This window comes from Priestia sp. FW507-14D1A (genome assembly GCF_058781295.1).
The window spans coordinates 473,277-495,905 of sequence record NZ_JBYSWQ010000001.1; the positions used below are offsets into that span (position 1 = coordinate 473,277).

The 22,629-nt window shown below is 36.7% G+C and carries 31 protein-coding genes and 1 riboswitch; of the genes, 11 read left to right on the forward strand and 20 right to left on the reverse strand.

Going from position 1 to position 22,629, the window contains the following annotated elements; all coding sequences use genetic code 11:
* The first annotated feature begins 457 nt into the window (after nt 1–457).
* The 5 genes from AC3WJG_RS02835 to AC3WJG_RS02855 all read left to right on the forward strand — a co-directional run bounded on the left by AC3WJG_RS02835 (nt 458) and on the right by AC3WJG_RS02855 (nt 3,884).
* Nucleotides 458–667 carry an alpha/beta-type small acid-soluble spore protein gene (locus AC3WJG_RS02835; protein WP_013058452.1) on the forward strand — a complete coding sequence of 70 codons (210 nt, stop codon included), beginning with the start codon at nt 458–460 and terminating at the stop codon, nt 665–667.
* Nucleotides 668–998: 331 nt separating this feature from the next.
* Complete coding sequence (locus AC3WJG_RS02840; protein WP_013058453.1) at nt 999–1,511, forward strand: DUF3231 family protein; 513 nt, start codon at nt 999–1,001, stop codon at nt 1,509–1,511.
* A 374-nt stretch (nt 1,512–1,885) separates the two neighbouring features.
* Nucleotides 1,886–2,377: a CBO0543 family protein gene (locus AC3WJG_RS02845; RefSeq protein WP_195696199.1), complete on the forward strand. Its 492-nt coding sequence runs from the start codon at nt 1,886–1,888 to the stop codon at nt 2,375–2,377.
* 243 nt (nt 2,378–2,620) lie between these two features.
* On the forward strand, nt 2,621–3,409 hold the full coding sequence (locus AC3WJG_RS02850; RefSeq protein ID WP_336064586.1) for a hypothetical protein: 789 nt from the start codon (nt 2,621–2,623) through the stop codon (nt 3,407–3,409).
* 4 nt (nt 3,410–3,413) lie between these two features.
* Nucleotides 3,414–3,884: a hypothetical protein gene (locus AC3WJG_RS02855; RefSeq protein ID WP_098966680.1), complete on the forward strand. Its 471-nt coding sequence runs from the start codon at nt 3,414–3,416 to the stop codon at nt 3,882–3,884.
* A gap of 207 nt (nt 3,885–4,091) precedes the next feature.
* Here the strand turns inward: AC3WJG_RS02855 and AC3WJG_RS02860 are convergent, their stop codons facing one another.
* Nucleotides 4,092–4,610 carry a YfiT family bacillithiol transferase gene (locus AC3WJG_RS02860; protein WP_336128570.1) on the reverse strand — a complete coding sequence of 173 codons (519 nt, stop codon included), beginning with the start codon at nt 4,608–4,610 and terminating at the stop codon, nt 4,092–4,094.
* 258 nt (nt 4,611–4,868) lie between these two features.
* Here AC3WJG_RS02860 and AC3WJG_RS02865 point away from each other — a divergent pair, with 258 nt between their 5' ends.
* Nucleotides 4,869–5,108 carry a hypothetical protein gene (locus AC3WJG_RS02865; protein ID WP_337134593.1) on the forward strand — a complete coding sequence of 80 codons (240 nt, stop codon included), beginning with the start codon at nt 4,869–4,871 and terminating at the stop codon, nt 5,106–5,108.
* A 37-nt stretch (nt 5,109–5,145) separates the two neighbouring features.
* On the opposite strand, the gene AC3WJG_RS02870 is transcribed toward AC3WJG_RS02865, so the two are convergent.
* The 6 genes from AC3WJG_RS02870 to AC3WJG_RS02895 all read right to left on the reverse strand — a co-directional run bounded on the left by AC3WJG_RS02870 (nt 5,146) and on the right by AC3WJG_RS02895 (nt 7,382).
* A complete protein-coding gene (locus AC3WJG_RS02870) occupies nt 5,146–5,679 on the reverse strand; it encodes a hypothetical protein (protein ID WP_272801177.1) in 534 nt (177 codons plus the stop codon).
* Between the two features lie 214 nt (nt 5,680–5,893).
* A complete protein-coding gene (locus AC3WJG_RS02875; RefSeq protein WP_337134592.1) occupies nt 5,894–6,166 on the reverse strand; it encodes a hypothetical protein in 273 nt (90 codons plus the stop codon).
* Between the two features lie 27 nt (nt 6,167–6,193).
* Nucleotides 6,194–6,328 (reverse strand): hypothetical protein, encoded by a 135-nt coding sequence (locus AC3WJG_RS02880; protein WP_328240131.1) that lies wholly within the window; start codon nt 6,326–6,328, stop codon nt 6,194–6,196.
* Nucleotides 6,328–6,627, reverse strand: a complete 300-nt coding sequence (locus AC3WJG_RS02885; RefSeq protein WP_337134591.1) for a DUF2089 family protein — start codon at nt 6,625–6,627, stop codon at nt 6,328–6,330. Before AC3WJG_RS02885 ends, AC3WJG_RS02880 begins: the two co-directional genes overlap by 1 nt.
* Before the next feature lie 207 nt (nt 6,628–6,834).
* Nucleotides 6,835–7,116 (reverse strand): hypothetical protein, encoded by a 282-nt coding sequence (locus AC3WJG_RS02890; RefSeq protein ID WP_025749994.1) that lies wholly within the window; start codon nt 7,114–7,116, stop codon nt 6,835–6,837.
* Between the two features lie 80 nt (nt 7,117–7,196).
* Entirely contained in the window at nt 7,197–7,382 is a 186-nt protein-coding gene (locus AC3WJG_RS02895; RefSeq protein ID WP_337134589.1) for a hypothetical protein, read from the reverse strand.
* 109 nt (nt 7,383–7,491) lie between these two features.
* On the opposite strand from AC3WJG_RS02895, the gene AC3WJG_RS02900 reads away from it, so the two are divergent.
* A complete protein-coding gene (locus AC3WJG_RS02900) occupies nt 7,492–7,929 on the forward strand; it encodes a hypothetical protein (RefSeq protein WP_492587953.1) in 438 nt (145 codons plus the stop codon).
* Between the two features lie 74 nt (nt 7,930–8,003).
* Here the strand turns inward: AC3WJG_RS02900 and AC3WJG_RS02905 are convergent, their stop codons facing one another.
* From AC3WJG_RS02905 to AC3WJG_RS02915, 3 genes are all read right to left on the reverse strand, one after another.
* Nucleotides 8,004–8,408: a hypothetical protein gene (locus AC3WJG_RS02905; RefSeq protein ID WP_098658697.1), complete on the reverse strand. Its 405-nt coding sequence runs from the start codon at nt 8,406–8,408 to the stop codon at nt 8,004–8,006.
* Between the two features lie 422 nt (nt 8,409–8,830).
* The gene (locus AC3WJG_RS02910; RefSeq protein WP_102812985.1) at nt 8,831–9,325 is read right to left on the reverse strand and encodes a DUF3267 domain-containing protein; all 495 of its coding nucleotides are present in this window, start codon (nt 9,323–9,325) and stop codon (nt 8,831–8,833) included.
* 101 nt (nt 9,326–9,426) lie between these two features.
* A complete protein-coding gene (locus AC3WJG_RS02915; protein WP_337134588.1) occupies nt 9,427–9,924 on the reverse strand; it encodes an ankyrin repeat domain-containing protein in 498 nt (165 codons plus the stop codon).
* 167 nt (nt 9,925–10,091) lie between these two features.
* On the opposite strand from AC3WJG_RS02915, the gene AC3WJG_RS02920 reads away from it, so the two are divergent.
* Nucleotides 10,092–10,544, forward strand: a complete 453-nt coding sequence (locus AC3WJG_RS02920) for a DUF4288 domain-containing protein (protein WP_051421120.1) — start codon at nt 10,092–10,094, stop codon at nt 10,542–10,544.
* Between the two features lie 122 nt (nt 10,545–10,666).
* On the opposite strand, the gene AC3WJG_RS02925 is transcribed toward AC3WJG_RS02920, so the two are convergent.
* Together AC3WJG_RS02925 and AC3WJG_RS02930 are read right to left on the reverse strand one after the other, a co-directional pair.
* The gene (locus AC3WJG_RS02925) at nt 10,667–11,236 is read right to left on the reverse strand and encodes an MEDS domain-containing protein (RefSeq protein WP_098249029.1); all 570 of its coding nucleotides are present in this window, start codon (nt 11,234–11,236) and stop codon (nt 10,667–10,669) included.
* 431 nt (nt 11,237–11,667) lie between these two features.
* A complete protein-coding gene (locus AC3WJG_RS02930; RefSeq protein ID WP_098526194.1) occupies nt 11,668–12,249 on the reverse strand; it encodes a manganese efflux pump in 582 nt (193 codons plus the stop codon).
* 119 nt (nt 12,250–12,368) lie between these two features.
* Between AC3WJG_RS02930 and AC3WJG_RS02935 the strand changes: the two genes are divergently transcribed.
* Nucleotides 12,369–13,010, forward strand: a complete 642-nt coding sequence (locus AC3WJG_RS02935) for a DUF1232 domain-containing protein (RefSeq protein WP_102812884.1) — start codon at nt 12,369–12,371, stop codon at nt 13,008–13,010.
* Between the two features lie 43 nt (nt 13,011–13,053).
* Here AC3WJG_RS02935 and AC3WJG_RS02940 read toward each other — a convergent pair whose 3' ends face one another.
* From AC3WJG_RS02940 to AC3WJG_RS02950, 3 genes are all read right to left on the reverse strand, one after another.
* Nucleotides 13,054–13,320 carry a DUF3973 domain-containing protein gene (locus tag AC3WJG_RS02940; protein WP_252123718.1) on the reverse strand — a complete coding sequence of 89 codons (267 nt, stop codon included), beginning with the start codon at nt 13,318–13,320 and terminating at the stop codon, nt 13,054–13,056.
* Between the two features lie 520 nt (nt 13,321–13,840).
* On the reverse strand, nt 13,841–14,227 hold the full coding sequence (locus AC3WJG_RS02945; RefSeq protein WP_102812887.1) for a hypothetical protein: 387 nt from the start codon (nt 14,225–14,227) through the stop codon (nt 13,841–13,843).
* 436 nt (nt 14,228–14,663) lie between these two features.
* Nucleotides 14,664–15,929 (reverse strand): molybdopterin molybdotransferase MoeA, encoded by a 1,266-nt coding sequence (locus tag AC3WJG_RS02950; RefSeq protein ID WP_337134587.1) that lies wholly within the window; start codon nt 15,927–15,929, stop codon nt 14,664–14,666.
* Nucleotides 15,930–16,043: 114 nt separating this feature from the next.
* On the opposite strand from AC3WJG_RS02950, the gene moaC reads away from it, so the two are divergent.
* Both moaC and AC3WJG_RS02960 read left to right on the forward strand, forming a co-directional pair.
* Entirely contained in the window at nt 16,044–16,532 is a 489-nt protein-coding gene (moaC, locus tag AC3WJG_RS02955) for a cyclic pyranopterin monophosphate synthase MoaC (protein ID WP_013058475.1), read from the forward strand.
* Between the two features lie 12 nt (nt 16,533–16,544).
* Nucleotides 16,545–17,057, forward strand: coding sequence for a MogA/MoaB family molybdenum cofactor biosynthesis protein (locus AC3WJG_RS02960; RefSeq protein WP_098249034.1), 513 nt, complete (start codon nt 16,545–16,547; stop codon nt 17,055–17,057).
* Nucleotides 17,058–17,090: 33 nt separating this feature from the next.
* On the opposite strand, the gene AC3WJG_RS02965 is transcribed toward AC3WJG_RS02960, so the two are convergent.
* The 5 genes from AC3WJG_RS02965 to AC3WJG_RS02985 all read right to left on the reverse strand — a co-directional run bounded on the left by AC3WJG_RS02965 (nt 17,091) and on the right by AC3WJG_RS02985 (nt 22,349).
* The gene (locus AC3WJG_RS02965) at nt 17,091–17,753 is read right to left on the reverse strand and encodes a sulfite oxidase-like oxidoreductase (RefSeq protein ID WP_328240127.1); all 663 of its coding nucleotides are present in this window, start codon (nt 17,751–17,753) and stop codon (nt 17,091–17,093) included.
* 24 nt (nt 17,754–17,777) lie between these two features.
* Entirely contained in the window at nt 17,778–18,695 is a 918-nt protein-coding gene (locus AC3WJG_RS02970; RefSeq protein ID WP_328240126.1) for an ABC transporter permease, read from the reverse strand.
* Complete coding sequence (locus tag AC3WJG_RS02975) at nt 18,682–19,749, reverse strand: ABC transporter permease (RefSeq protein ID WP_328240125.1); 1,068 nt, start codon at nt 19,747–19,749, stop codon at nt 18,682–18,684. The genes AC3WJG_RS02970 and AC3WJG_RS02975 overlap by 14 nt, the downstream gene beginning before the upstream one ends.
* Nucleotides 19,724–21,256 carry an ABC transporter ATP-binding protein gene (locus tag AC3WJG_RS02980; RefSeq protein WP_098526190.1) on the reverse strand — a complete coding sequence of 511 codons (1,533 nt, stop codon included), beginning with the start codon at nt 21,254–21,256 and terminating at the stop codon, nt 19,724–19,726. The genes AC3WJG_RS02975 and AC3WJG_RS02980 overlap by 26 nt, the downstream gene beginning before the upstream one ends.
* An 82-nt stretch (nt 21,257–21,338) precedes the next feature.
* Nucleotides 21,339–22,349: a BMP family lipoprotein gene (locus tag AC3WJG_RS02985; RefSeq protein ID WP_028409815.1), complete on the reverse strand. Its 1,011-nt coding sequence runs from the start codon at nt 22,347–22,349 to the stop codon at nt 21,339–21,341.
* 75 nt (nt 22,350–22,424) lie between these two features.
* Nucleotides 22,425–22,531: riboswitch (SAM riboswitch) on the reverse strand.
* Nucleotides 22,532–22,629 lie beyond the last annotated feature (98 nt).

Below are 22,629 nucleotides of genomic sequence, written 5' to 3' on the forward strand. Positions count from 1 at the left end.
TTTCAGGATGATTTAAAGCAGTATCAAATGCCAGAGTCAGTAAAGCAACAAAAATCAGGAACTTATCGAGTCGGATTTCAGTCAAACACTGGAATTGAAAAAGGACAGAATCAGCAAGAAGGAAGAGAAAATAAATAAGCTTGATCACTTTATCCTTTTACATGACGAGGAGGACATCTCATGGATCACCAAAAGATGTTAGTCATTTGTCATTTAAATGGTATACACATGAACATGAAAAAAGAATGACAAACGAAATGTCATTCTTTCTCCTACACATGGCAAGCGTTTAATTTTTAGTCACAAGGAAATGAAACATCTAATTCCACTTTTTACAGTGTCGATTGTTTCTAAAAACTAGTATGTCATCCTGAAAACAAAATAAACATCCATCATTTACCACGCATATACCTCTTGGCCTCTAGGAAACTTAAGAAAAACAAGGAGGTGACACAACATGGCAAACAACAAAAGCAGCAACAACAATGAATTATTAGTATACGGGGCTGAACAAGCAATCGATCAAATGAAATATGAAATCGCGAGCGAGTTTGGTGTAAACCTTGGTGCTGATACAACTGCACGTGCAAACGGATCAGTAGGTGGCGAAATCACAAAACGTCTTGTGCAATTAGCTGAGCAACAACTTGGCGGCGGACGCTTCTAAGACAACTTTATAATTGATGGCTGAAGGAAGAGTGGTTATCCACTCTTCCTTTTATTATGGACATTTTCTATTGAACATCACAAGCAGAAAACCACATAAAGCACGACAAAACAAAAAACTGCCAAAGAAGGCAGCTCTCTTTATAACAAGGGTATTGTGACTGATGCCCTTATAGGCATCTTGAATAGTATGTGTAAAATAGTAGATTGTATTCACTGATAAAATTCCTTTTTTATATCTAGAAGAATAATCAAACATGATATGGAGACGTTAAGTGTGTGCATAGTAAGAAAGGTGGCACATTGCTATGAATATGTTAAGGAGGCTAACAATGGGTATTTTAAGTGGAAATCCTACAGATGAACCGATGCATTACGGTGAAGTGTTTGGAACATGGTCGTTTCTTTCTGCTTCAAAAGGATTAGTAGCTGGTTATCAAACGTTTCTAAATCATGTAGGAGACAAGGATCTACATAAGTTGGTACAAGAAACGATTGAACAATGTCAGCAGGAAATGAAAGGTGTAGAAAAGCTATTAAAAGAAAATGGAGTGGCTTTACCTCCAACTCCGCCTGAACGTCCAGAAGCTTGTTTAGATGATATTCCAGTAGGTGCACGTGTTCAAGACCCCGAAGTTGCTGCGGCTATTTCACTGGATATAGCTGCTGGTCTAGTTGCTTGCAGTCAACTGATTGGCCAATCTATTCGCGAAGATATTGCAGCAATGTTTGGTCAAATTCACATGCAAAAAGTAGCTCTTGGTGGAAAGTTTTTGCGACTTAACAAAGAAAAAGGCTGGTTAGTTCCACCACCTCTTCACAAGTCAAAAAACACGGATTGTTAATCGTAAAATTCGTATAAAACGTGAAGATTTCACATTAAGTCAACCCCACAGCACGCTATAAGAAAGAACTGCTGATTCATTCCACATTAGTAATTCTTTCTCGAATAAAGAGCACTAATGAGAGCAAACTACTCAAGATGCAGTAGAGCATTATCAATATAATAACATCTATATTTCAACGACTAGGAAAACTACTGCACAGAAGCAGTAGTTTTTTCCATTTTGATACTGTAGAGAATAGAAAAAGATCGCGAACATAATCTACGTTTATAAGCAGTACCAAATTAATTCTGGAATACACAATAATCTTTTAAGAGAAACTACTAACAATGTACAAAAAGATACTTCCAGTATAGTTAAGGAGATAAAACCAATTGAATAATAAATTTGAAAAGCGTTTTTTGAGGGTTCTCTTTATTTTAACTCTATCGGGTTTGCCTTTTTTATTAAGAAAGCCTCCTGTGAAAGACTCAATATTGACTTTTCTACTTAATGGGTATACCAACGGCATAGTTGACAGATTTGTTATTACTCATAAGCTGATTAAATATCCTGTACGCTATTTTCGAAAAGAGTTTAAGATACATGTTCTATTTGACTTTTTGCTATATCCAACTGTCTCCGTTATCATCAACAAACTAACAAAAAACGATAAACCCTTAGTTATCATATATAAAATTATTTTATTCATCTTTCCAATGTTTTTAATCGAACTCTGGGCAGAAAAAAAGACAAATTTAATTAGATGGAGAAGACCTTGGAAATGGTATCATACTTTACTTAGTCTTACAGTCAAATCAGTATTAAACAGGTTAATGATCGGAGCTATAAGAGCATTAGATGAAAAAGCAGAAAAGAGTTCTTGATTCATGAAATAAAAACTAAGTTGAAGATATTTCTATACCTTGAACAAATGAGTCAAGACGCCGTGAAGCATCTAACCACCTCTTTATGGAAAAATAAAGAGCTTTTTTTGTCACAGAACTCTTCATTTTGATAAAGATTAGGTGTATATCAATGAACTGCATAAAATAAATGAACAAGACCATATTAAATATCGGTGATAGGTATGAAAAGTATATTTTTTTCGAATCCATAGGAGATCGTAGATGAATAATTATAAAAATGACAATACTGCAAGACGCTATATTGCTCATGTCAGTATATTTGGAACGACTCAAATCCATTTAAGAAACCCCTATATTATCGCTTGGTGGTCAGCAGCTTTTCCAGGCTTTGGGCACCTACTACTTTCTAAATACCTTCGCGGCTTTGTTTTATTTGTATGGGAAGTCGTCATAAACCTTAAATCTCATGTAAATTTAGCTATGATTTATTCTTTTCAAGGAAACATTGATATGGCCAAAGACGTGCTTAATACAAGGTGGCTTCTTATTTATATTCCCGTTTATATTTTTGCTATATGGGATAGTTACCGAACAACCGTTGATTTAAATAGAATATACGTGTTAGCTGAACGAGAAAATCATCGGTTCAACACCTTTAGTATAGGAGCCATGGAAATAAACTATTTAGATAAACGGAATCCCATCCTGTCCGTTTTCTGGTCCTTGGTGATGCCAGGTCTAGGACAACTCTATATTCATCGCATCATTGGTGCTTTCTTTGTCATCATTTGGGCAGTTGTTTTCTTTTATTATTCTCACTTGCTTGAAGGAATTTCTCTTCTATTTTTAGGAGAAATAAAACAGGCTACTTCCGTTTTAAATAAAGAATGGCTGTTATTTTTCCCTTCCCTATATGGTTTTGCTACCTTCGATTCCTATATAAATACGGTTGAGAATAATAAACTTGCTGAAAGAGTGCAGAAAAACTTCTTTGAAAAAACATATCAACATCCAAGCTTTTGTATTGCGAAAGGAAAAAAGGTGGAGTGAAAACATGCAGGTCTTTTCTACATTTGAATACTCCAGTTACATAGAATTAGCTGTTTCAGAGCTAGAAAAAAAAGGGATAAAAAAAGAAGATATATTTATTGTCCCGCTTAATAATCGAACGGAAGATCGACGGATTTTTGATAGCCTCCATCGAGCCGATGGAGTTTCTCTTATTGATCTAGGAATGGCTCTAGCCACAGCCTTTTCAGTCATCGGTGCAAGCATTGGGTTTAAACTAAGCTGGGGCCCTATCTACTGGGGAATAATTAGTGCTTTTATCGGATTTATCTTAGGACTAGGAATTAAACTATTTATGTTTAAAGTAATCAGGAAAAACCAACGGCTTTTACGCGGCAAACATTCGGAAGTCATACTCATTGTTGATTGTCGTACGGTGGACGCCGGAGTTGTTGAACAAACTTTGTGGAAAAACCTTGCCTTAGGTGTTTCAAAAGTCCGATCTGATGGCTTATAAAAATAAGTCATCATCGTACAATATAATGACCAGATACAGGATGAATAAATTACTATTCAGGATTAGAGATAACTTCCTTAACGCATTGAGGGAGTTTTTCTGTTTTTAAGCTGTATATCTTTAGTTAATATAATGTCATTTATTAGAACCAAAAAAGCTTTTAAAAAGAGCTTTTTTGGTTCTAACATATGTTAATTAAATCCCATTCTACCAACCTCTTTGATTTCTTAATGTCGTAATATGAGCAATATGATGCTTTCCATGCCAAGCGTAAGTAGCTATTAATTGCTCAATCGTCACTTCCCCGTTTTCAGGGTGGTGGATCGTTTTCTTTAGATCTATTTCATCAAGTGAGTTCAACACTTTATGAAGCCGCTTATGTAAAGCTGAAAAAAGTTGAAGAGAAACTTCTATCGGTAAATCATTATCAGGCAGAGTTGACCAAGCCACTTCATCATAAGCCTTAATAGTAGGCGCTTGCTCTGTTAAGCCTAGTTTAAAACGAGTATAAGCATTCATATGTGAGTCAGCTAAATGATGGACAACTTGACTTAATGTCCAACCGCCTTCTCGGTAAGGCGTGGCTAATTGTTCTTTTGTCAGCCCTTCTACAGCATCAGCTAACTGCTTTGGGGCATCTCCAATGTCATGAATCCACCCTTGAATATCTTCTTTCTGAATATTTTCTTTCACAGTAAATTTCCCAATAGGATATTGATTAAACATATTTTGTCCTCTCTTTCTATTTTTATTACTATCTATTATAGCAATTTTAAATGTAAAAAATTTAAATATTCAGAATTAAATATAGATAAAAAATTATAATTTATAAATACGCTGTGTACTTTCAGTTACCATCATGTACATTCTCCGCAACACAAAGACCTGCCTTTGCTATAATTTATGATAATTTCCCCCTAAATTAGGCCGCTTTTAATTAAAACAATAAACATATAGATAAACTTGCCGTAAAATTAAGTTGAGGTGAGTAAATTGAGCAGTGATTATAAAAGCTATTTCTACAAAAAGTTCTTTTTAATATATTTTATTACCGTTTCCTTATTTATTAGTGTTGATATTATAGAATCAGGAAGAATTACACTTTTTTCTTTTGAAGACAGCTGGAATTTTATCTTGTATCAAATTGGTTTTTGTTTAATTTCTATTGGCTTTTTTAGTGCCTTCCTTGCAAACTTATTATGGAAAATAAAAAGAGCTAAATAAATACATCATAACCCCCCACAGAAATAAAAGAAGACCTTCAGCTATTGGAAGGTCTTTTTTGGATATTTGCTTTAAGCGCTTGTAATCTTGATTGAGAATCGTTGGTTTGTCTAATTACTTTTTCCACGATGTACTGATATCCATATAAAACAACGGCTAAAACCGTAGTCATTCCCCAGTACATGCTTGGCGACATCCTTTTCATTTTAAATATACCCGCTTTTTTCAAGGCACCGCCAAAAGGAAAAATATTAAACCAGTCTAACACCGTATTGGCAAGTATGTATTTTAGAAAAGAGCCGTACGTTAGCTTAAATATCCAAAGCGTTCCTATTAAGTGCGGACCTAAAATATAAGTGAAATCTATCGGAGCTTTAGGAAATAAAGGATTGTTGTTTCTAAACCATTTTTTCTGATTGGCAATGACGGTAAACACAATGATGAATAAATTAGCGAAAGTAGCTACAGGCAAAAAGCGGACAAAGGATTTTGTTCCTATAAAAGGCGCGGTTAACCATGGAATGATTAGCACGCTTAAAGAAATGATCAATTTTCTTTTGTACTTACGCATGAATTTTCTCCTCAAACTATAGTTTCGGAAATATTATTACCTAAAATTGAAAGTTTATGTAATGCTGCAATAATTTCAAGCAAAGATAAACCAGCTAAGGATGACATACGTATATTTCTAAACGGTTCTACTGTTGCATTTTATAGTGGTGAACCTTGATAAAGAAAAAAAGCAGAGAGAATGTTCTCTTTGCTTTTTTTGTCTTTATGCTAATTTATATATCTTGAGTTTTCATTTTGTTTAATTCATTTTGCTGCTTCTTTTTAAATATCTTTCTTCCTTCTTCCCATTCGATAAGAAACATACCTAGACCAAACAAAAGTAATAAAGTTAATTTTATGGGGTGTTTCACTTGATGAGCTGTAAATATCCACCCGCAATATGCTAGATAAGCTACCGGAATAATAGCTCCCCAGTATACGCTCGTTCTAGTAGATAAAAAATAATGAACTGCAAATATGAGTGCAAAAATTAAAACATGAGGCATAATTGAGTCTCCCTTTCAAAGGTTATTTTATATATGCTGAGTTTTCATCTTATTTATTTCATTTTGCTGTAATGATCCCCCATAAACACCTGCTCTAGTAAATAAAAAATGAGGGCTTAAAATTGCAATGGCAATAACTGCAATAGTAATCCAATTAGACATTACTTAATCCCCATTTCACCTTTATATTTCTCTATGATCAGCTTGGCATCTTCTAAGCTAATGCGCTCTTCAATAGCAAGCTTTTTAACAAGGCTAATTAATTCTTCTTTATCATGTTCTTCATTTATCTCGATCTTTTGTATTAAACGATCCAAACGTATACGAACAGTTGGATAGGACACTTCGTAGTCTTTTGCAAGCTGTTTTAAAGAACCTGAATTTAATACAAATTTTCTTATGAATTCTACATCATCACTTTCTAACGACAGTATCCACGAAGGAACATCTTTATTATCCATATATAACCACCTCTTCCTTTTTTAATATACCATGGACTTTAATAAAGTTAAAGTATTTTTTAATAAAATTAAAAACACTAATAAAACAAAGTTTCTCTTTATTAGTGTTTTTATTGATATAGCGTTTATTTTTAGTGACGATGTCATTAGAATCCAACCTTCAAAAAAGAAGCATCTAGCCTTTAAAGACTAAATGCTTCCTCTCCTTTACACCTTATAAATTTCATTAGACGACAGCCAGTCAACGAATTGATGATACGGATAATAGGTAGTCCCTTTCAGCTCTATCTTTGGAGCTCCGGGATATTTAGTTAACAGTTCTTCAATTTCACCTTTGCTTAAGTGAAAATGATAGTGTAGATCTTTTTCTTTAATCAAATAAGGATATTTTGATTTTCTTTGAGGTTTGCTGAAATTCTTTAAACCATCGCCTATAAAATAACCAAGGGCAGCTAATCCTAACGCTAACCAAAAAAAGTTCATTTCCAAAGTAGGATACCCCCAAACATTCCCATAAAATAAATCCCATCATAAAATTCATAAAAAAGAGACCTTACTTTATAAGGCCTCTACAGATTAGCCAGCTTTTTATCAGCTATAAACTTCATAAGTATACCTGCACCTGAAACATTTAATACGATGCTGCTACCTAAAATAAAACCATATAGTAATCCCGTAATATGTAATGTTAAAGTCAAAATCAAAAAGACTGTTCCTGTACCGACTAGAACTAATCCCAAGTTTCGATTATCCATCTATTTCACCACCAAAAAAGTAAATATAGTTATATTTTAACATAATTACACTTGTTTTACTTTTAAATGTTAAAATATACTTATTAATAAGCAGGGAGATTATAGAATCATGAAAAAAGTTATATCGTTTTTGATTTCTACCTTGTGCGGTAGCTTAGTTCTTTCTAGACTATCTTTTTCTGATGGTTACGAGCAAATGAGCTTAAACCATTTTCTAGACCAAATAATGTTTGGGTTTATGTATATTGCACCGTTTGTAATTATATTAGGAATTCCTTCTTCTTTCATAATTGATGCCATTATAAAGAATCAAGAGAGGCATAAGCATACAGTTGAACTAGCATGGTATGTTGTGTTCGGTGTTATAACTGCAGCCATTAGCTCCATACTTATTTCACTACTTATCTCAATAGATGATAACAAGTTTTTTATAAACTTGAGTTTATTTAAACCATTCCTCTTTTTTTCTCTTAGTTGCTCAGTGCCGTTTGGAATTTGCTCTATCTTGTTGAAAGTTAGAGTAAAAAAGAATTTTTTTAGTAAATAAATAGTGTACATCCTTCTAGCTTCTTATAAAAATCAAAAAGTTTAGAACCACAGTGGTTCTAAACTTTTTGATTTTTATCTATATCGCCTTGCTGAAAAGAATTGGACAATCGGAAAAATAATTAAAGAAAGACATATCGCTACAAATAAAGATATGTTGCCAAAATCATTTCTTCTGACGAAAATAATTCGATCTAGTACCCAAAGAATAAAAAGAGCTATTGTTAGGATATGATAGCTTGTCTTTGCACTGATAGCAGCAACTTTCTTTCCCATTTCATCTTTTTGTACTTTTTTATCAGATCCCCATGTACTAAATTGCAACCAAGCAATTAATAAAAGGACAATTCCTAGAATACTATTTAGATTTAATTTCTTGTCATTTATAAAATCCGTTATGTATAAAGTAAGCAGCCCTAAAGTAATAATCCCTAATATAATACCTCCAACTACATTGTTTCTTCTCCCCTTATTCACCATGAATCCCTCCCGTTTCCATAAAAAATACTTCGTCAACACTTACATAAAAGTTCTCTGTCAATAAAAAAGCTAGAACTTAACTGAAGTCATACTTAATAATCTCAACAACATTAATCATTTTTCTGAAGACTTAACAAGTATTCAGAAAAATGATTAATGTAAAACATCTTTTACATATATAGTTTATGGTAAAAATTTCATAATGTCAAACACCTTTTACAAAATTATTGAATTACTTTATGGTATTAGTAACTCCAAAGACAGCACCTTTAGAAAACATCGTCTAGTTTACCTATTACAGTAAACACTACAATCCTTACTTTTATTTTGGAATACCGGCTCGTTTTATCAGCACAAAAAAAGCACCTAATTACTACAGGTGCTCCTTTTCTAGATGTGAATACAAATAAACCAATCTACTACTATTTCACGTGATAATAACCTCTGCAAAAAACGGAGTTCTTCGGTTTAATCGCAATTAAAAATGAATTATAGATATCCGAGCCAGAAATGAATGCATTTATCCAGCATACACATAATAGGATGGATTTGATGTTTCCTGATACATAGAACGACGTAACAGCTGGAACTACCGATAATACAAGAAAAGGCAAGCTCATAAAGATCCAATATCTCGTTTTGGATAGAACGGCATTTGTATTGAGCCAGAAAAATATTCCGCTAAATGTTAAGCTAATATCACCTTTTTGATGGATGACTAACACGTGTAGCCCTTCGTGAATAACAAAGACAACGATACCTATTATGATGAGATAAAATAGATTTGTGTGAGTAAAGCCTGCTCCAAAGAAATAAGGTATCAATAGAATAATAATTTGAAGTAAATATACAAACTTCATATAGTGTTTTCGATACCACGTATTCTGGATAAAAGGCGTCCATTCAGAAAAGTTCATGCTTATTTGTGGCAAGTGGCGAAACCAAATGATGATAGGCGTTTCCTCTCCTTCATGTAAACTTCCGCTAATTTATTTAATATAGAATTTCCTACTCTATATTAAGCTTTATTATTTAAATACTGAGTAAGCAAATGAACTGCGCTCTCTTGTTTTTTCTCTACTGCAACCTCTAAAGGTGTTTTCCCGTCATCTTTTTGTATCTCAATATCTGCACCTTTTTCGATGAGAAGTTTAATCATATTTGCATCTCCTAGCAACGAGGCTTCATGAAGGCTCGTCCATCCACCGCTTTGTTTTGCATTTACATCTGCGCCTTTTGTAAGCAGCAAGTCTGCAGCTCGAATTTGCTTATTTGCTACTGCTGCATGAAGAGGCATGTTCTCATTCGAATTTTTAGCCTTAATATGAATATCAGCCCCTAACGACAACAATAACTTGGCGCTATCCACTTGCCCAAAATAACAAGCTAAATGTAAAGGCGTCCACCCATCTGAATTAAAAGCGTTAAGTAAAGATGGCTCTTTATTTAATAAAGCTTTTATCTCTTCACTTTCTCCATTCACTGCAGCATTTGTTATTTGATCAATATATTCCATTTTACATCCCCCTAATATATAGAAACACCTTGATTATATTTCCATTTTATCACATATTAGTAAATAGACACGATATACAAATCGGGTTATACAAGTAAGAAAGACAATAAAAAATAGAATGATAAAATTAAGTATGGCGATTCCTTTAGTAAGAATGGAGAGTTGAGATGAAAACAACTAATAGCGAAGAGTTAGACGTCCAGTGGTATGGCGTAAAGGTTCTTTATAAGTACTTAATAGTGGGTAAACCTAATACAGAAAAGATTGACGAAAATTATGAAGAACATCAGATATTTGAAGAAAGTATTTTATTAATTAAAGCCCAATCATTTGATCAAGCCTATGAAATTGCAGAAAAGAAAGCAAAAGAATGTGAAGACAGCTATACCAACGTTTATGACCAGACTGTGAACTTCCAATTGATTGAGAGTTTAGATGCCTTTCTCTTGTGTGAAGAAGATGAGTTACCAAGTGGTACGGAAGTATATTCACGTTTTTTGCATATACCTAAAGAAGAAAGTTTAGCTAATGTCTTATCTAGGCACTATCCAGAAGTTATGGAAAATGAAACAGAGCAGATACGAAAAAACTTCATTTTAAGGGATAGAGATTTTAATTGAAGATTCGGTATATGGTATCCATACTCTGTGGAAACAACAAATAAAGAGCCTTAAATAAGGCTCCTTATTTGTTCTCTATTTACCTTTGTCTTTTAAGAATAAAAGCCCAAGCACACTACTAATTACACAGCATCTGTCATTACATATAAATTAGATGGAGTAATTTTGTTTTCTAAAATTAAGTATGGATGACATTTCATTAAAGCGAGTTTCAGAGCTTCTGGTACTCTCTCTTCATCATACGCGCATACTAAATATAATCCGCCTTCCGTTACTAATGTGTCTGCTTCATTTTCAAACTCCTCTAAAATAGGGACTATTCCTTCTTGCTGTCCCCATTCTACATGAGCCCATATTTGAAAAGACATATTGTTTTTATAGAAAGGATCTAAATGTTTAGAAAGATGCTCAAAAATTATGGCAGGCTGAAAACTGCCACTTGAACAGTAATAATCAAAATTATTAATGGTATGTATATATGTTAATTGATCTTTAGTTAAAATCCCTTCTAACCTTTTGAAAATCAGCGGAATTAGTCTTTCACTTTCTATAACTAAAGTATGTCTCTCCTGTTCAATCCCCGACACAATATAAGACACAAGGTTATCTAAGTAACTTCTCATATCGTCAATATTATAGTAAATATGAACGCTTTCATTATTCTCTATCAATTGAGCAAACTGATTTTTCAAGTGTGTACGCTCCCTTATATAAAATCAACCTAAATTTTAAGACTCTTAAAATAGTAAATTGTCTATTCATTAGAACAATTCTACGCTTTGCATTCTTGTCTGTCAAAACTAGATATTTTCCTCTTTGTTTTAGGGTGTAAAGCTAGTCTTTAGAATAGTATCTCTAAGTTAATTGCAAACGAGATAACAGTTGCGACAGTTATTCTGGCGATTTGACTAAAGAATACTTTACCCTTCTCAAATGCGATTAAAACTTAATAAGAAAGAATGAAAGAATTAAGTTCATTTATCCGTTTATTCGATAAATTCTTATGTAGCATTGATAAGAGCATTAGACATCTGTTTTTCACTTTGTATAACCTATGGAAAACTAGTTACTACAAAACACAAAGAAAAAACACCACTTGCTTTAGTAAGTGGCGCCTTTTCTTTTAAAATATTTGAGTAAAAGCTACAATTAAAATTGTAATCCCGCTTATTAACGTTCCAAATTGACTCAATGTAAATTTCCCGATTTGCACATTTGCGGCTTTTTTCCCCACCATTACTCCTAGCCATACTGTTATAAAACTGCCAAAGGCTGATGTAAGCGAAATAGCTAAAGGCGATAAACCCAGTAAGCCTGCTCCCAGACCGTTTGTGAGTGCATTTGCTGAAAGTGCAACACCTAGGACACTGCTTTCGATCCACCCAATATATCGTACGTTTTCTTGACCACTACTATCTAATTCATCACTTCCGTTATTTCTTTGAGATCCAACTAATAAAATAATGCGAATCCCAATTAGCGTTAATAATACGACGGCTACAATAACATGGAACACCCCCGGCAAGATGGTTGAAATCCACCTGCCAAACGTAATCCCCACCATGCTAAAGAGGAAACAAATAGCCGCTATCAGTAAATTAGAAAGCCATTTTATCCTTACCTTTCGAACTCCGTATGATATTCCTACACCGAAGTTATCTATACTCGATGATAATGCAAAACCTACTATGAATAACCATTCCATTTTGTATTCTCCTTTTGTTCATAATATTGAGGAGATTTGCTTCCTTGTTGCATATATTGTTGATAAACCTTCAATAAAATGATTACTGCACGTTGAAAAATAGAAAGAGGTGAACCGCTATGTCTAACATCCAAAATGATCAAAGCCTTGGTTTGTTATTGAGGTCTTTATTAAAGGAAAATGCTTTATCTATGCGGAAACTTAGCTCACTTACGGGGATTGATACGGCAACTATCTCACGGATTATAAATGGAAAACAGCAAGCAAATCTACATCATTTAAAACAATTTGCGCACTATTTAAATACTCCTCTTGAAGCATTGATTGATCCTGCTGGAGCTGCTTCAAACAATACAGAAAATGAAGTAGAAACAGGCATTCATTACTCCATTGATAAAATTCAAGAAATACTTAAATCTTTTAATATAGTAGATACAAACTTTACGATTGAGCGTGTCGAACAAGAACTAACAAAATACAAACAATATGCACAGACAGACGAAGGACACAGCATGATTTGTAATAACTTTCAAACCAAAATAGAGCAAGTCGGCAGCGTCGGAACCTTTATTGATCAATTAAAGCAAATGTATCTTGAATATTGTGATGAAAAAACATCAGCTGCCAAGCGCTCGATATTGGGAAGTGCGCTACTGTATTTTATTTTGCCTACCGATATTATCCCAGACTATGTCTTTCCAATCGGCTATTTAGACGATGCAATAGCTGTACAACTGGTAATGAATCAACTTACGGAATAAAAACTGAGTTTTATTAAGGGAACTGAACGCCGTATGCCCTTATTTATTGTGAAAACGGAACTTTTTCTGAACGATGAGCAGGTAAATACTCTATTGCTTTCTTTAATTTAAATAATTCCTTTGGCACAATCTTTTTGATGATTTTTTCTTTTTCACATGGCTTGCATGACTCATATTTACATCTATGCGCGCACATACCTAAAGGAATTTTCTCTCCTAAAAATGGATCTATATAAAATCCATTTTCAAACAGCGTACTCTTAATAACATTTTCATTTTGCAATCTGCAGCAAGTAACGCAATAGTACATTCGTTTTCCACTCTCTTTCTTATATTTGATTTTGAAACATCTTATGAGAACTCATCAACAGAAGTGCTTGTTCCTATATTAAAAGTTGAAAAAATCTCAACAGGCGTTGAAGGATATTCAACACACCTCAATCTAGCATCATACTTGGGTTAATAACCGTACTATTTAGCTTATGGAGCTTGAACTCTAAATCAAAACTAAAAGCTGTTAGTTAAAGAACGAATAATATTCCACTTTTTGTTTAAACTACTCAAGATACCGCAACGTATCGACTATGTGAGAATAATTCTCCTAGCAGAAAAGCTCCCTACGGAAATAGGGAGCTTTTTCTGCATTAAAAAAAGTGATGATTAATTTTATCTTGAACTTTTTTTACATATCTTTATACGCTTCATCCTCAAGATATTCAATACTTCTAAATAGTAAATAATCTAACGTCTCATTTCCAGTAGTTACCGTAATTACCATTCTAGGTAGTAAAAATAAAAGGTGGTGAAAGAAGTTTCTCTTTCACCACCTTTTATTTTGCTTTTAAATCAAATTCTTCTGTTTTACCGTCCCAGTTGATAGTTACATGAAAGGGATCAGAACTATCTTGTTTTGCACACCCTTCACAAGCATCATTGATACCCATTTTGCCATCCACTGGTGTTGAATTCACATGGATACTGCCATAACTACCTTCAATTTTATATGTAACTTCTCCAATATTATCTTTATTGGGTCCTTTATAAATAATGCTTCCTTCACCATTTTCCTTATCTTTATCTTGAGTTAAAAAATACTGAGACTTCCAATTCTCACTTTCCCCTTCAAAGCGTAAACTCTTATCTTCTTCACTACAGCTAGCAAGAAGAATCAATATACAACTAAATACGATGACTAAACTGAGTTGTCTAAAGTTCAAATTTAAATCCTCCTAATAATATCTAGTTTTATGTTAACACATCCAATGTAAATTAAGGATAAAAATGTATATTATATTCATTCCTGGTTTACATAAACACTCTTTCCGGTACACATCAAAAAAAGAACCCTTGGCGCACAAGAGGTTTTCGATAGGGTGTTATTCGTTTTATGGGCTTTTTTATACACCCCTGATTTAACAATATTTCATTTCGATAGGAATGAAGAACTCCTGTATAAAAAGAAAACCTTTTATACACCCGTTAAAGCACATCAAAAGTAGTATTTACATTTAAAAACATGTTAAAATCTAGTAGTCATTTATGCTGAGATACGTATAAATGAATCCTTACAAAAAAGCAGCCTCGCTTGCCAATGCCGAGGCTGCTTCAAGTTCTTATTGAAAAAAAGGACAAGCAATAAGCAGACTGCTATTTTTATACCCAAAGCGAGCTCGTGCCTTCGTTTTCAAGATGCAGTACGTTCACTTCTGTTCCTTTGTCATATCCATGCTCTCCTCCTGGAAGAACAATCAGCGCGTTTGCTGCAGCTAATGATGAAATAGCACCTGACTTGTCCATGCCAACAGGCGTCACGACAAGCTTTCCGCCTTCATCTGAAATCTCTCCTCGCACCATTCGCGTAAAAGCGTTCGGTTCTTTGAAACGGCCGTTTAACATCGCTTTTGTTTTATGTAAATGAGGCGCTGGTGAATACAAAAAGCTGCGAACAATCGGACGAACAAACAGTTCAAACCCGACATAGCAAGCAGATGGATTTCCTGATAGTCCAAACAGCAGCTGCCCATTTCGTTCTGCAACTGTTGTGACGCTTCCTGGGCGCATCGCAATTTTGTTAAACAGCACGTTCGCACCAAGCTTTTCATAAATAGCCGGCAAATAATCATAGTCGCCAACGGATACCCCGCCGGTCGTTAGTAGAATGTCCACTTCTTCAAGCGCTTTTTCTACCGCTTCATAGCAACGGTCAAAATCATCTTCAAGTTTCCCTAAATATTTCGGAACTCCCCCGCTTCTTACGATTTGTGCAAGTGCCATATAGGAGTTACTGTTGCGGATTTTTCCTGGCTCTAACGGCTCGTTCACATCAAGCAGTTCGCTTCCTGTTGTTAACACGCCAACAACCGGCTGCTTCACGACAGCGACGTCCGCATAGCCAAACGTAGCTAAAAAAGCCGTGACGCCCGGATTGATTCGCGTCCCTTTGGAAACAAGCACGTCTCCTTTTTTTGTTTCTTCTCCTTTTAACGCAATGTGTTCCCACTTTGAAGCCCGCCTGCTTAACGCCATATATGTTTTCCCGTCTTTTTCATACGAAGTTGTGACTTCAAGCATCACAACCGCATCACACGAATGAGGGACCTGCGCTCCTGTCATAATACGCACCGCTTGAAACGGCTTTACTTCTCCTTCAAAAACAGAGCCTGCACCGATTTCACCCACAACTTCGAACTCCACAGGATGTTCATTTGAGACTTCTACGCAGTCTTGCGCTCGAACCGCAAAGCCGTCATAAAGAGATTTATTAAAATGAGGAACGTTTTGGTCGGCGATAATATCTTCTCCTAAATAGCGCCCGTAGCTTTCTGTGATCGATACGCGTTCGATGCTGCCTTTTCTTTTATATGTCATAACTATTTCAATTGCTTCAGGAATTGAAATAGGTGTTCTGCTTTCTAACATACATTCTTCACTTCCTTTATGTCTGTTCACTTTTTATGCTATGGTGTAAAATCATAGCATATCTCACTATTTCTATCATACAACAAAATTTACTGAAAAAGGATGAAAACACCGATGTCTTCTTTTACACATTTTAATGACCAAGGCCGTGCCAACATGGTCGATATTAGCGAAAAATCTATCACTCGCCGCGTTGCAACGGCTCGTTCAAGCATACTTGTTAACAAAGAAATTCACGAAGCCATTGTAGAACATAAAATCGGAAAAGGCGACGTCCTTGCTGTCGCCCAAGTAGCGGGAATCATGGCAGCAAAACGCACGTCTGACATTATTCCGATGTGTCACCCTCTTTTATTAAAAGGCGTAAACCTTTCATTTGACTGGGATACAAGCAATGATCAGTACCGTTTATTAATAGAAGCAACTGTTAAAACCGAAGGCTCAACGGGCGTTGAAATGGAAGCTTTAACTGCCGCTTCTGCCTGCGCTCTAACTGTTTATGATATGTGCAAAGCCATTGATAAAGGCATGATTATCGGCGAAACGTATCTGCTTGAAAAATCTGGCGGCAAAAATGGTGACTACAAGCGCACGGAAGCGTAAAGGAGGTACATAATGAGCGTACATGAACATAAATCCAAAGCAACGCAGCCCGTTCGCTGCAAAATCATTACGGTATCCGATACACGTACAAAAGAAACCGATAAAAGCGGCGCGCTAATGATCCAACTTCTAAAAGAACACGACGTGCAGGTCGCTTCCTATGAAATTGTAAAAGACGACCAAACGTCGATTCAACAAGCGATACTTGCCGGATGCAGTGATGAGGACATTGACGTTGTTCTCACAAACGGCGGGACCGGCATTACAAAACGAGACGTTACGATTGAAGCCGTTCAAGCGCTGATTCATAAAGAAATCGTTGGATTCGGCGAGCTGTTTCGCATGCTGAGCTACACCGAAGACATTGGCAGCGCAGCGATTATGAGCCGGGCAATTGCCGGGACGATTAACGAAAAAGCCGTTTTTTCTACACCAGGATCAAGCGGTGCTGTTCGTCTAGCGATGACCAAGCTGATTTTGCCTGAACTTCGCCACGTTGTGTGGGAATTAAACCGCCAGCGCTGACAAAATGCCTATGCACACGCATAGGCATTTTCATTAATCATAGTCTTTATGTACCCACTCATCTTCTGGAATGCCTAAATCTTCTCCAGAAAAACGCTCTTCTTTAAACGGATCTCCTCTAAGATGAAAGCCGTTTTGCTCCCAAAAGCCAGGATGGTTTTCATCAATGGCTTCAAAGCCTCGAAGCCATTTAACACTTTTCCAAAAGTACAAATGCGGAACAACCAATCGCAGCGGATATCCGTGCTTAGCTGTAAGCGGCTCTCCGTTAAAGGAATGAGCGAGAAGAATATCGTCTTTCAGTAAATCTTTCACTTCAATATTTGACGTATAGTCATTATCTCCGTGCAGCATGATGTATTTACTTTTTAACTCCACGCCGATTGCTTTTAAGAAGTCTGTAAACAGCACGCCTGTAAATTCATTATCAAGCCTTGTCCATCTCGTAACGCAGTGAATATCGCATTTCACCGTTGTTTGCGGCATATCCAATATATCTTGGTACGAAAGCGTTACTTCCTTGTTTACTAATCCAAACACTCGAAGCGTCCACTCCTCTAGGTTATACTCCGGCACGTCGCCTTCATGTAAAATCGGAAAGCGCTCCGTTACTACTTGCCCCGGAGGCACTCGTCCTTCATACTTTGGGTCAATTTCTGGTGTTTTCATTCGTTTGATACGGTCTGCTTTGTTCATAGGTACCACCTCTTTATTTTTTTATCAGCGTGCACTTTGCTGACTTGTTTGATTCGTTTCGACGCCTTTATCCCGCAAGAAAAACATCGCCGCTAATGTCAGCACGTAAGGGACCATCATCGTAAACTCGGTCGGTATTGAAAAACCTTGCAGTCGTGTGCTCACCGCATCCATTAAGCCAAAAAGTATACTTGATGCTAAAATACCGAGCGGATGAGACTGACCGAGCATCATCGCAACAAGTGCAATAAATCCACGCCCTGAAGTCATACCTTCTGAGAACATCGTCACTTGTCCTAATGAAAGCTGTGCTCCGGCAATCCCACACAGAATTCCGCATGCTGCAATCGCAAACAGCTGATATCTGATTGCTTTTAAGCCAAGCGTACTTGCTGCTACTTGATTGTAGCCTACTGCTAGGAGCCGAAAACCGAAAATCGTTCGATAAAAGAAGATATAAAAAGCAATAGCTGCTATAAAAGCAAAATAGACAAGCGGCGACTGTCCTGAAATAATGTCGCCGATTACAGGTATGTCTTTGATCAAAGGAATATCCCATGTGCCTATTCCGTGCATGTTTTTATCGTAATAAGCACCTTTTGTATGAAAAATTGTCCGGAGTAAAAAGGTCGTTAAGCCTAGTGCTAAAAAATTAATGGAGACCCCAACAACAATTTCGTTCGCTTTAAACACCACGATCATCATTCCAAACAGCAAAGCAAAAAGTAAGCTTGCTCCAGCTGCAATCATGATCGCAAAAAAGACATTATGAGTATAATAGTTACCGGCAATCCCGCTAAAAGCTCCAATCAAAATCAGACCTTCTAGCCCTACATTAAATATGCCTACGCGCGCGCAAAGCATTCCGCCCAGCGCCGCTAATAAAATCGGTGCAACCATTCGCAACGTTGCATTTAACAGTGACCAATCAAGCAGCTCCACGAATATCAGCTCCTTTCTTTTTTGCTCTCCACCACTGCTTTGTGAATTTTGCTGAGATAAATAGAATAAGCACAGCTTGCATAATACTCGCAATTTCTAACGGAATTTCTGTATTACGCTCCAGCCCCATCGCTCCTGTTTGCAAAGCGGCAAGTAACAGAGACGTAAAAACAATGCCGATCGGATTCGAGTTTGCTAACAAGGCAGCCATCACTCCAGTCCACGCATATCCAGGAACAGTGAGCGCACCGTCTACAAAACGGTACTGTGAACCAAGAACTTCAAATCCTCCAGCTAATCCAGCCAAGCTCCCGCTAATAAACATACTAAGCAGCATGACTTTTACTTGATGAATACCTCCATACGCCCCGAACAACGAATTTTTTCCGGATGCGTTCACTTCGTATCCAAACACAGAGTAGCGAAGCACCGTCCACAGCAGAAGCGCACCTACTAGAGCAATGATAAACCCGATATGAAGAGGCATTCCTTGAAACACTTTTCCAAGCCACGCCGATTGCTCAATCATAGGCGTTTGAGCGAGAGCTGCTGAGCCTGTTTTGTCTTGAAACGGATGGCCTGCTAAATAGCTTGCAAATAAAACAGCGATATAATTTAACAAAAGTGTTGAAATGACGAGCTGAATTTTAAACGCAGCTTCCATCCAGCCTGCTAAAACAGAAAGCAAACCTCCTGCCACAACGGCAGCTGCAATAGCCGCTATAAGCTTGACTATCCCCGGAGCCGGCAGGTAATAAGCGACAATCGCTGCGCTAATCGCTCCAACGACCATCTGTCCTTCTCCCCCTAAATTAAACACACCTGCTCTAAAAGCAAACCCGACACCTAACGCAATTAAAAGAATAGGCGTAGCGCGAGCCAGCGTAGTGGTGAAGAAATAAAAATTACCAAACGCTCCATTCCAGAGCTCTGTATATGTTTGAAGAACCGAACCACCAGTTAAGGAAATAATAATGCCTCCTACTGCTAAGCCAAAAATGACTGCAATAACCGGCTGGATTAATGATTTAAGAAGTTTCTGCAACTGTATCACCTTCTACCGTTCCTCCTGCCATTAATATGCTTAGTTTCTCTTCCGTTGCTTCTTCCCTTGTAAGCTCTCCGACAACGCTGCCTTCGTACATAACTAAAATTCGATCTGATAGGGAGATAATCTCCGACAGTTCGGAAGACACAAGTAAAATAGCGGAGCCATTATTCCGTTTTTGAATCAAGGCATCATGAATACGTTCCATTGCCCCAATATCTACTCCTCGCGTTGGTTCAGCAGCAAGTAGAAAAGAAGTGTTTTGCCCAAGCTCTCTGGCAACAATCAATTTTTGCAGATTTCCCCCTGACAGCTCTCCTGCTTTTTGCTTAGATGAAGTGGCTTTAATCGAAAATTCGTTTATCCATTCATTCACACTAGAACTGAATATCTTTCTTTTTAACCAGCCCATTTTTGAAAATGAAGGTTTATACTGATAGCCCATCAGTGCATTTTCTTCAATCGTATCGTCTTTGGAGGCTCCCCACATATAGCGGTCTTCTGGAATATGAGCGATGCCTGCTTCTCTTCTTTCACGCACAGATCGCCCTGTAAGGTGCTCATCGCCAAGTTTGATACTGCCACTATCTGTTTCTATTAATCCAGCAATGGCTTGAAGCAGCTCTGATTGTCCATTTCCCGACACGCCTGCAATACCGACAATTTCGCCTGCAGAAACGTGAAGAGACACATTTTGCAATACGTTTTTTTGTCCTTTTCCTTTTAAAAAGAGATTTTGTACGTTTAAATGAGAGGTACCTTGTGATGGTATTCTTGCAGGACGCTCTTTTAATTCTCGCCCTACCATCAGCCTGGCTAGGTGGTGAGCATTGGTATCTTCTTTACTTGTGACGCCGACTACTTTACCATTTCGAAGAACCGTAATGCGGTCCGCTACTTCCATCACTTCTTGCAGCTTATGTGTAATAATAACGATACTTTTACCTTGAGAAGCTAAAAAACGGATTGTTTTTAATAGTTCCTTCACTTCATGAGGAGTAAGAACGGCGGTAGGCTCGTCTAAAATAATGATTTCTGCTCCTTGATACAGCACTTTTAAAATTTCAATTTTTTGCTGTTCTCCAATCGAGCAATGCTTTACTTTTTTATGAACATCTACTGAAATTTGATACGTTTCGGTTAATTTCTGTACATCTGCTTTCGCCTGCCTTCTATTAAAAAAGAGGCCTTTCTTTGGCTCATGCCCCAAGACAATGTTTTCAGCCACTGTAAAATGAGGAAAAACCATAAAATGCTGATGCACCATGCCTATTCCGTTTTTAATGGCATCTGCAGGAGATGAAAACGAGACGGTTTTCCCATGTAGCTGAATACTTCCTGAACTCGGCTTTTCCATTCCGTAAAGCATCCTCATTAACGTCGTTTTTCCAGCGCCATTTTCTCCAACCAGCGCGTGAACCTCGCCTTTTTTCAGTGTAAAAGACACGTTATCATTCGCTAAAAACGAACCGTATTTTTTCGTCAAATTCGTTAACTGCAGCAGCTCACTCATTCCATTCATTGCTCCTTTCCACTTTAGGATTTTTTCAAAAATAAGAAAGAGAAGCCAGCCTTACTCGACTTCTCTTTTCAACTCACTTGGCTAACGGATCTTTTACTACGGTTTTTCCATCAATAATCGAATCTTTAATTTCTTTTAATTGATCAATTACATCTTGCCCTACAAAGTCATTAAGAGGTGTCTTGCTGTCTTGAGTCACATACGTTAACCCAACACCTTTTTCTTTTAAGCCGTATGTTACTACGCCCGATTTAAATTTGTCATTTGCGAGTGCTTCTACCGTTTCATAAGCAGCCGCATCAGATCCTTTTAACTGCGATAAAACGATATGCTCAGGATCTACTTCCGTACGGTCAATATCTTGGCCAGCCGTATAAAAACCTTTTTCTTTTGCTGCTTCAAATACACCCAAGTCGCCTACCGCTGAAGCTCCGGCAATAAAGTCAGCTCCTTTTGAAGCCTGTAAAATAGCAAGCTCTTTTGCTTTAGCTGGATCAGAGAAGCTTCCAACATAGTTTACTAGAAACTCTGCTTTTGGATTTGTTGATTGTAACCCTTCTTTAAAGCTTACCGTCCATTTTTTTAATAATGGAATATCATCTGCTGCAACCATTCCTACTTTATTCGTTTTTGTAACCAATCCTGCTGCTGCTCCTAATAAATATGAAGCTTCTTGTTCACGGAATACAACGCTTCTTACATTTGGTAAATCGACCACTGTATCAATAATCGCAAATTGACGCTGCGGGTTTTCTTGAGCTACTTTTTTCAACGCATCTTCGGATTCAAAAGAAGATGTAATAATCAAATCATAATTTTCTGCTACGGCAGCACGCAAATTACTTTCAATGGCTGCTTGGTCCGTGGATTCAATTGTCTTTATATCAATGTTATACTTCTTTCCAGCGCGTTTTGCTCCATCATCCATTTGTTGAAAAAACGGGTTAACTCCAATCTTTTCAGGTAAAACAAGAGCAATTCGCTTCTTTCCTTTCTCTTCACTTCCGCTGCTTTTTGTGCTTTTTGACTGACAGCCAGTTACGAGTAGTACAAGCGCAACGGCTAAAATAAGAAACTTCTTCATTTAACTTACTCCCCCTATAATATAAAAAAAGCTCTTCCTTTATATAAAGGAAGAGCTCGTTAACCAAACGTCTCTTCCTCATCTTCAAGAACATACTGTTCTTAAGGATTTGGCACCATTCTGTCATAGACAGCGGTTGCCGGGTTTCACAGGGCCAGTCCCTCCACCTCTCTTGATAAGGAAAACAATAGCTATTTGTTTTATGTAATATAGTCAATATTAATAGTTTTTTAACAATTGTCAATATTATTTTTCTTTTTTACGCAAAAAAACTTTAAAA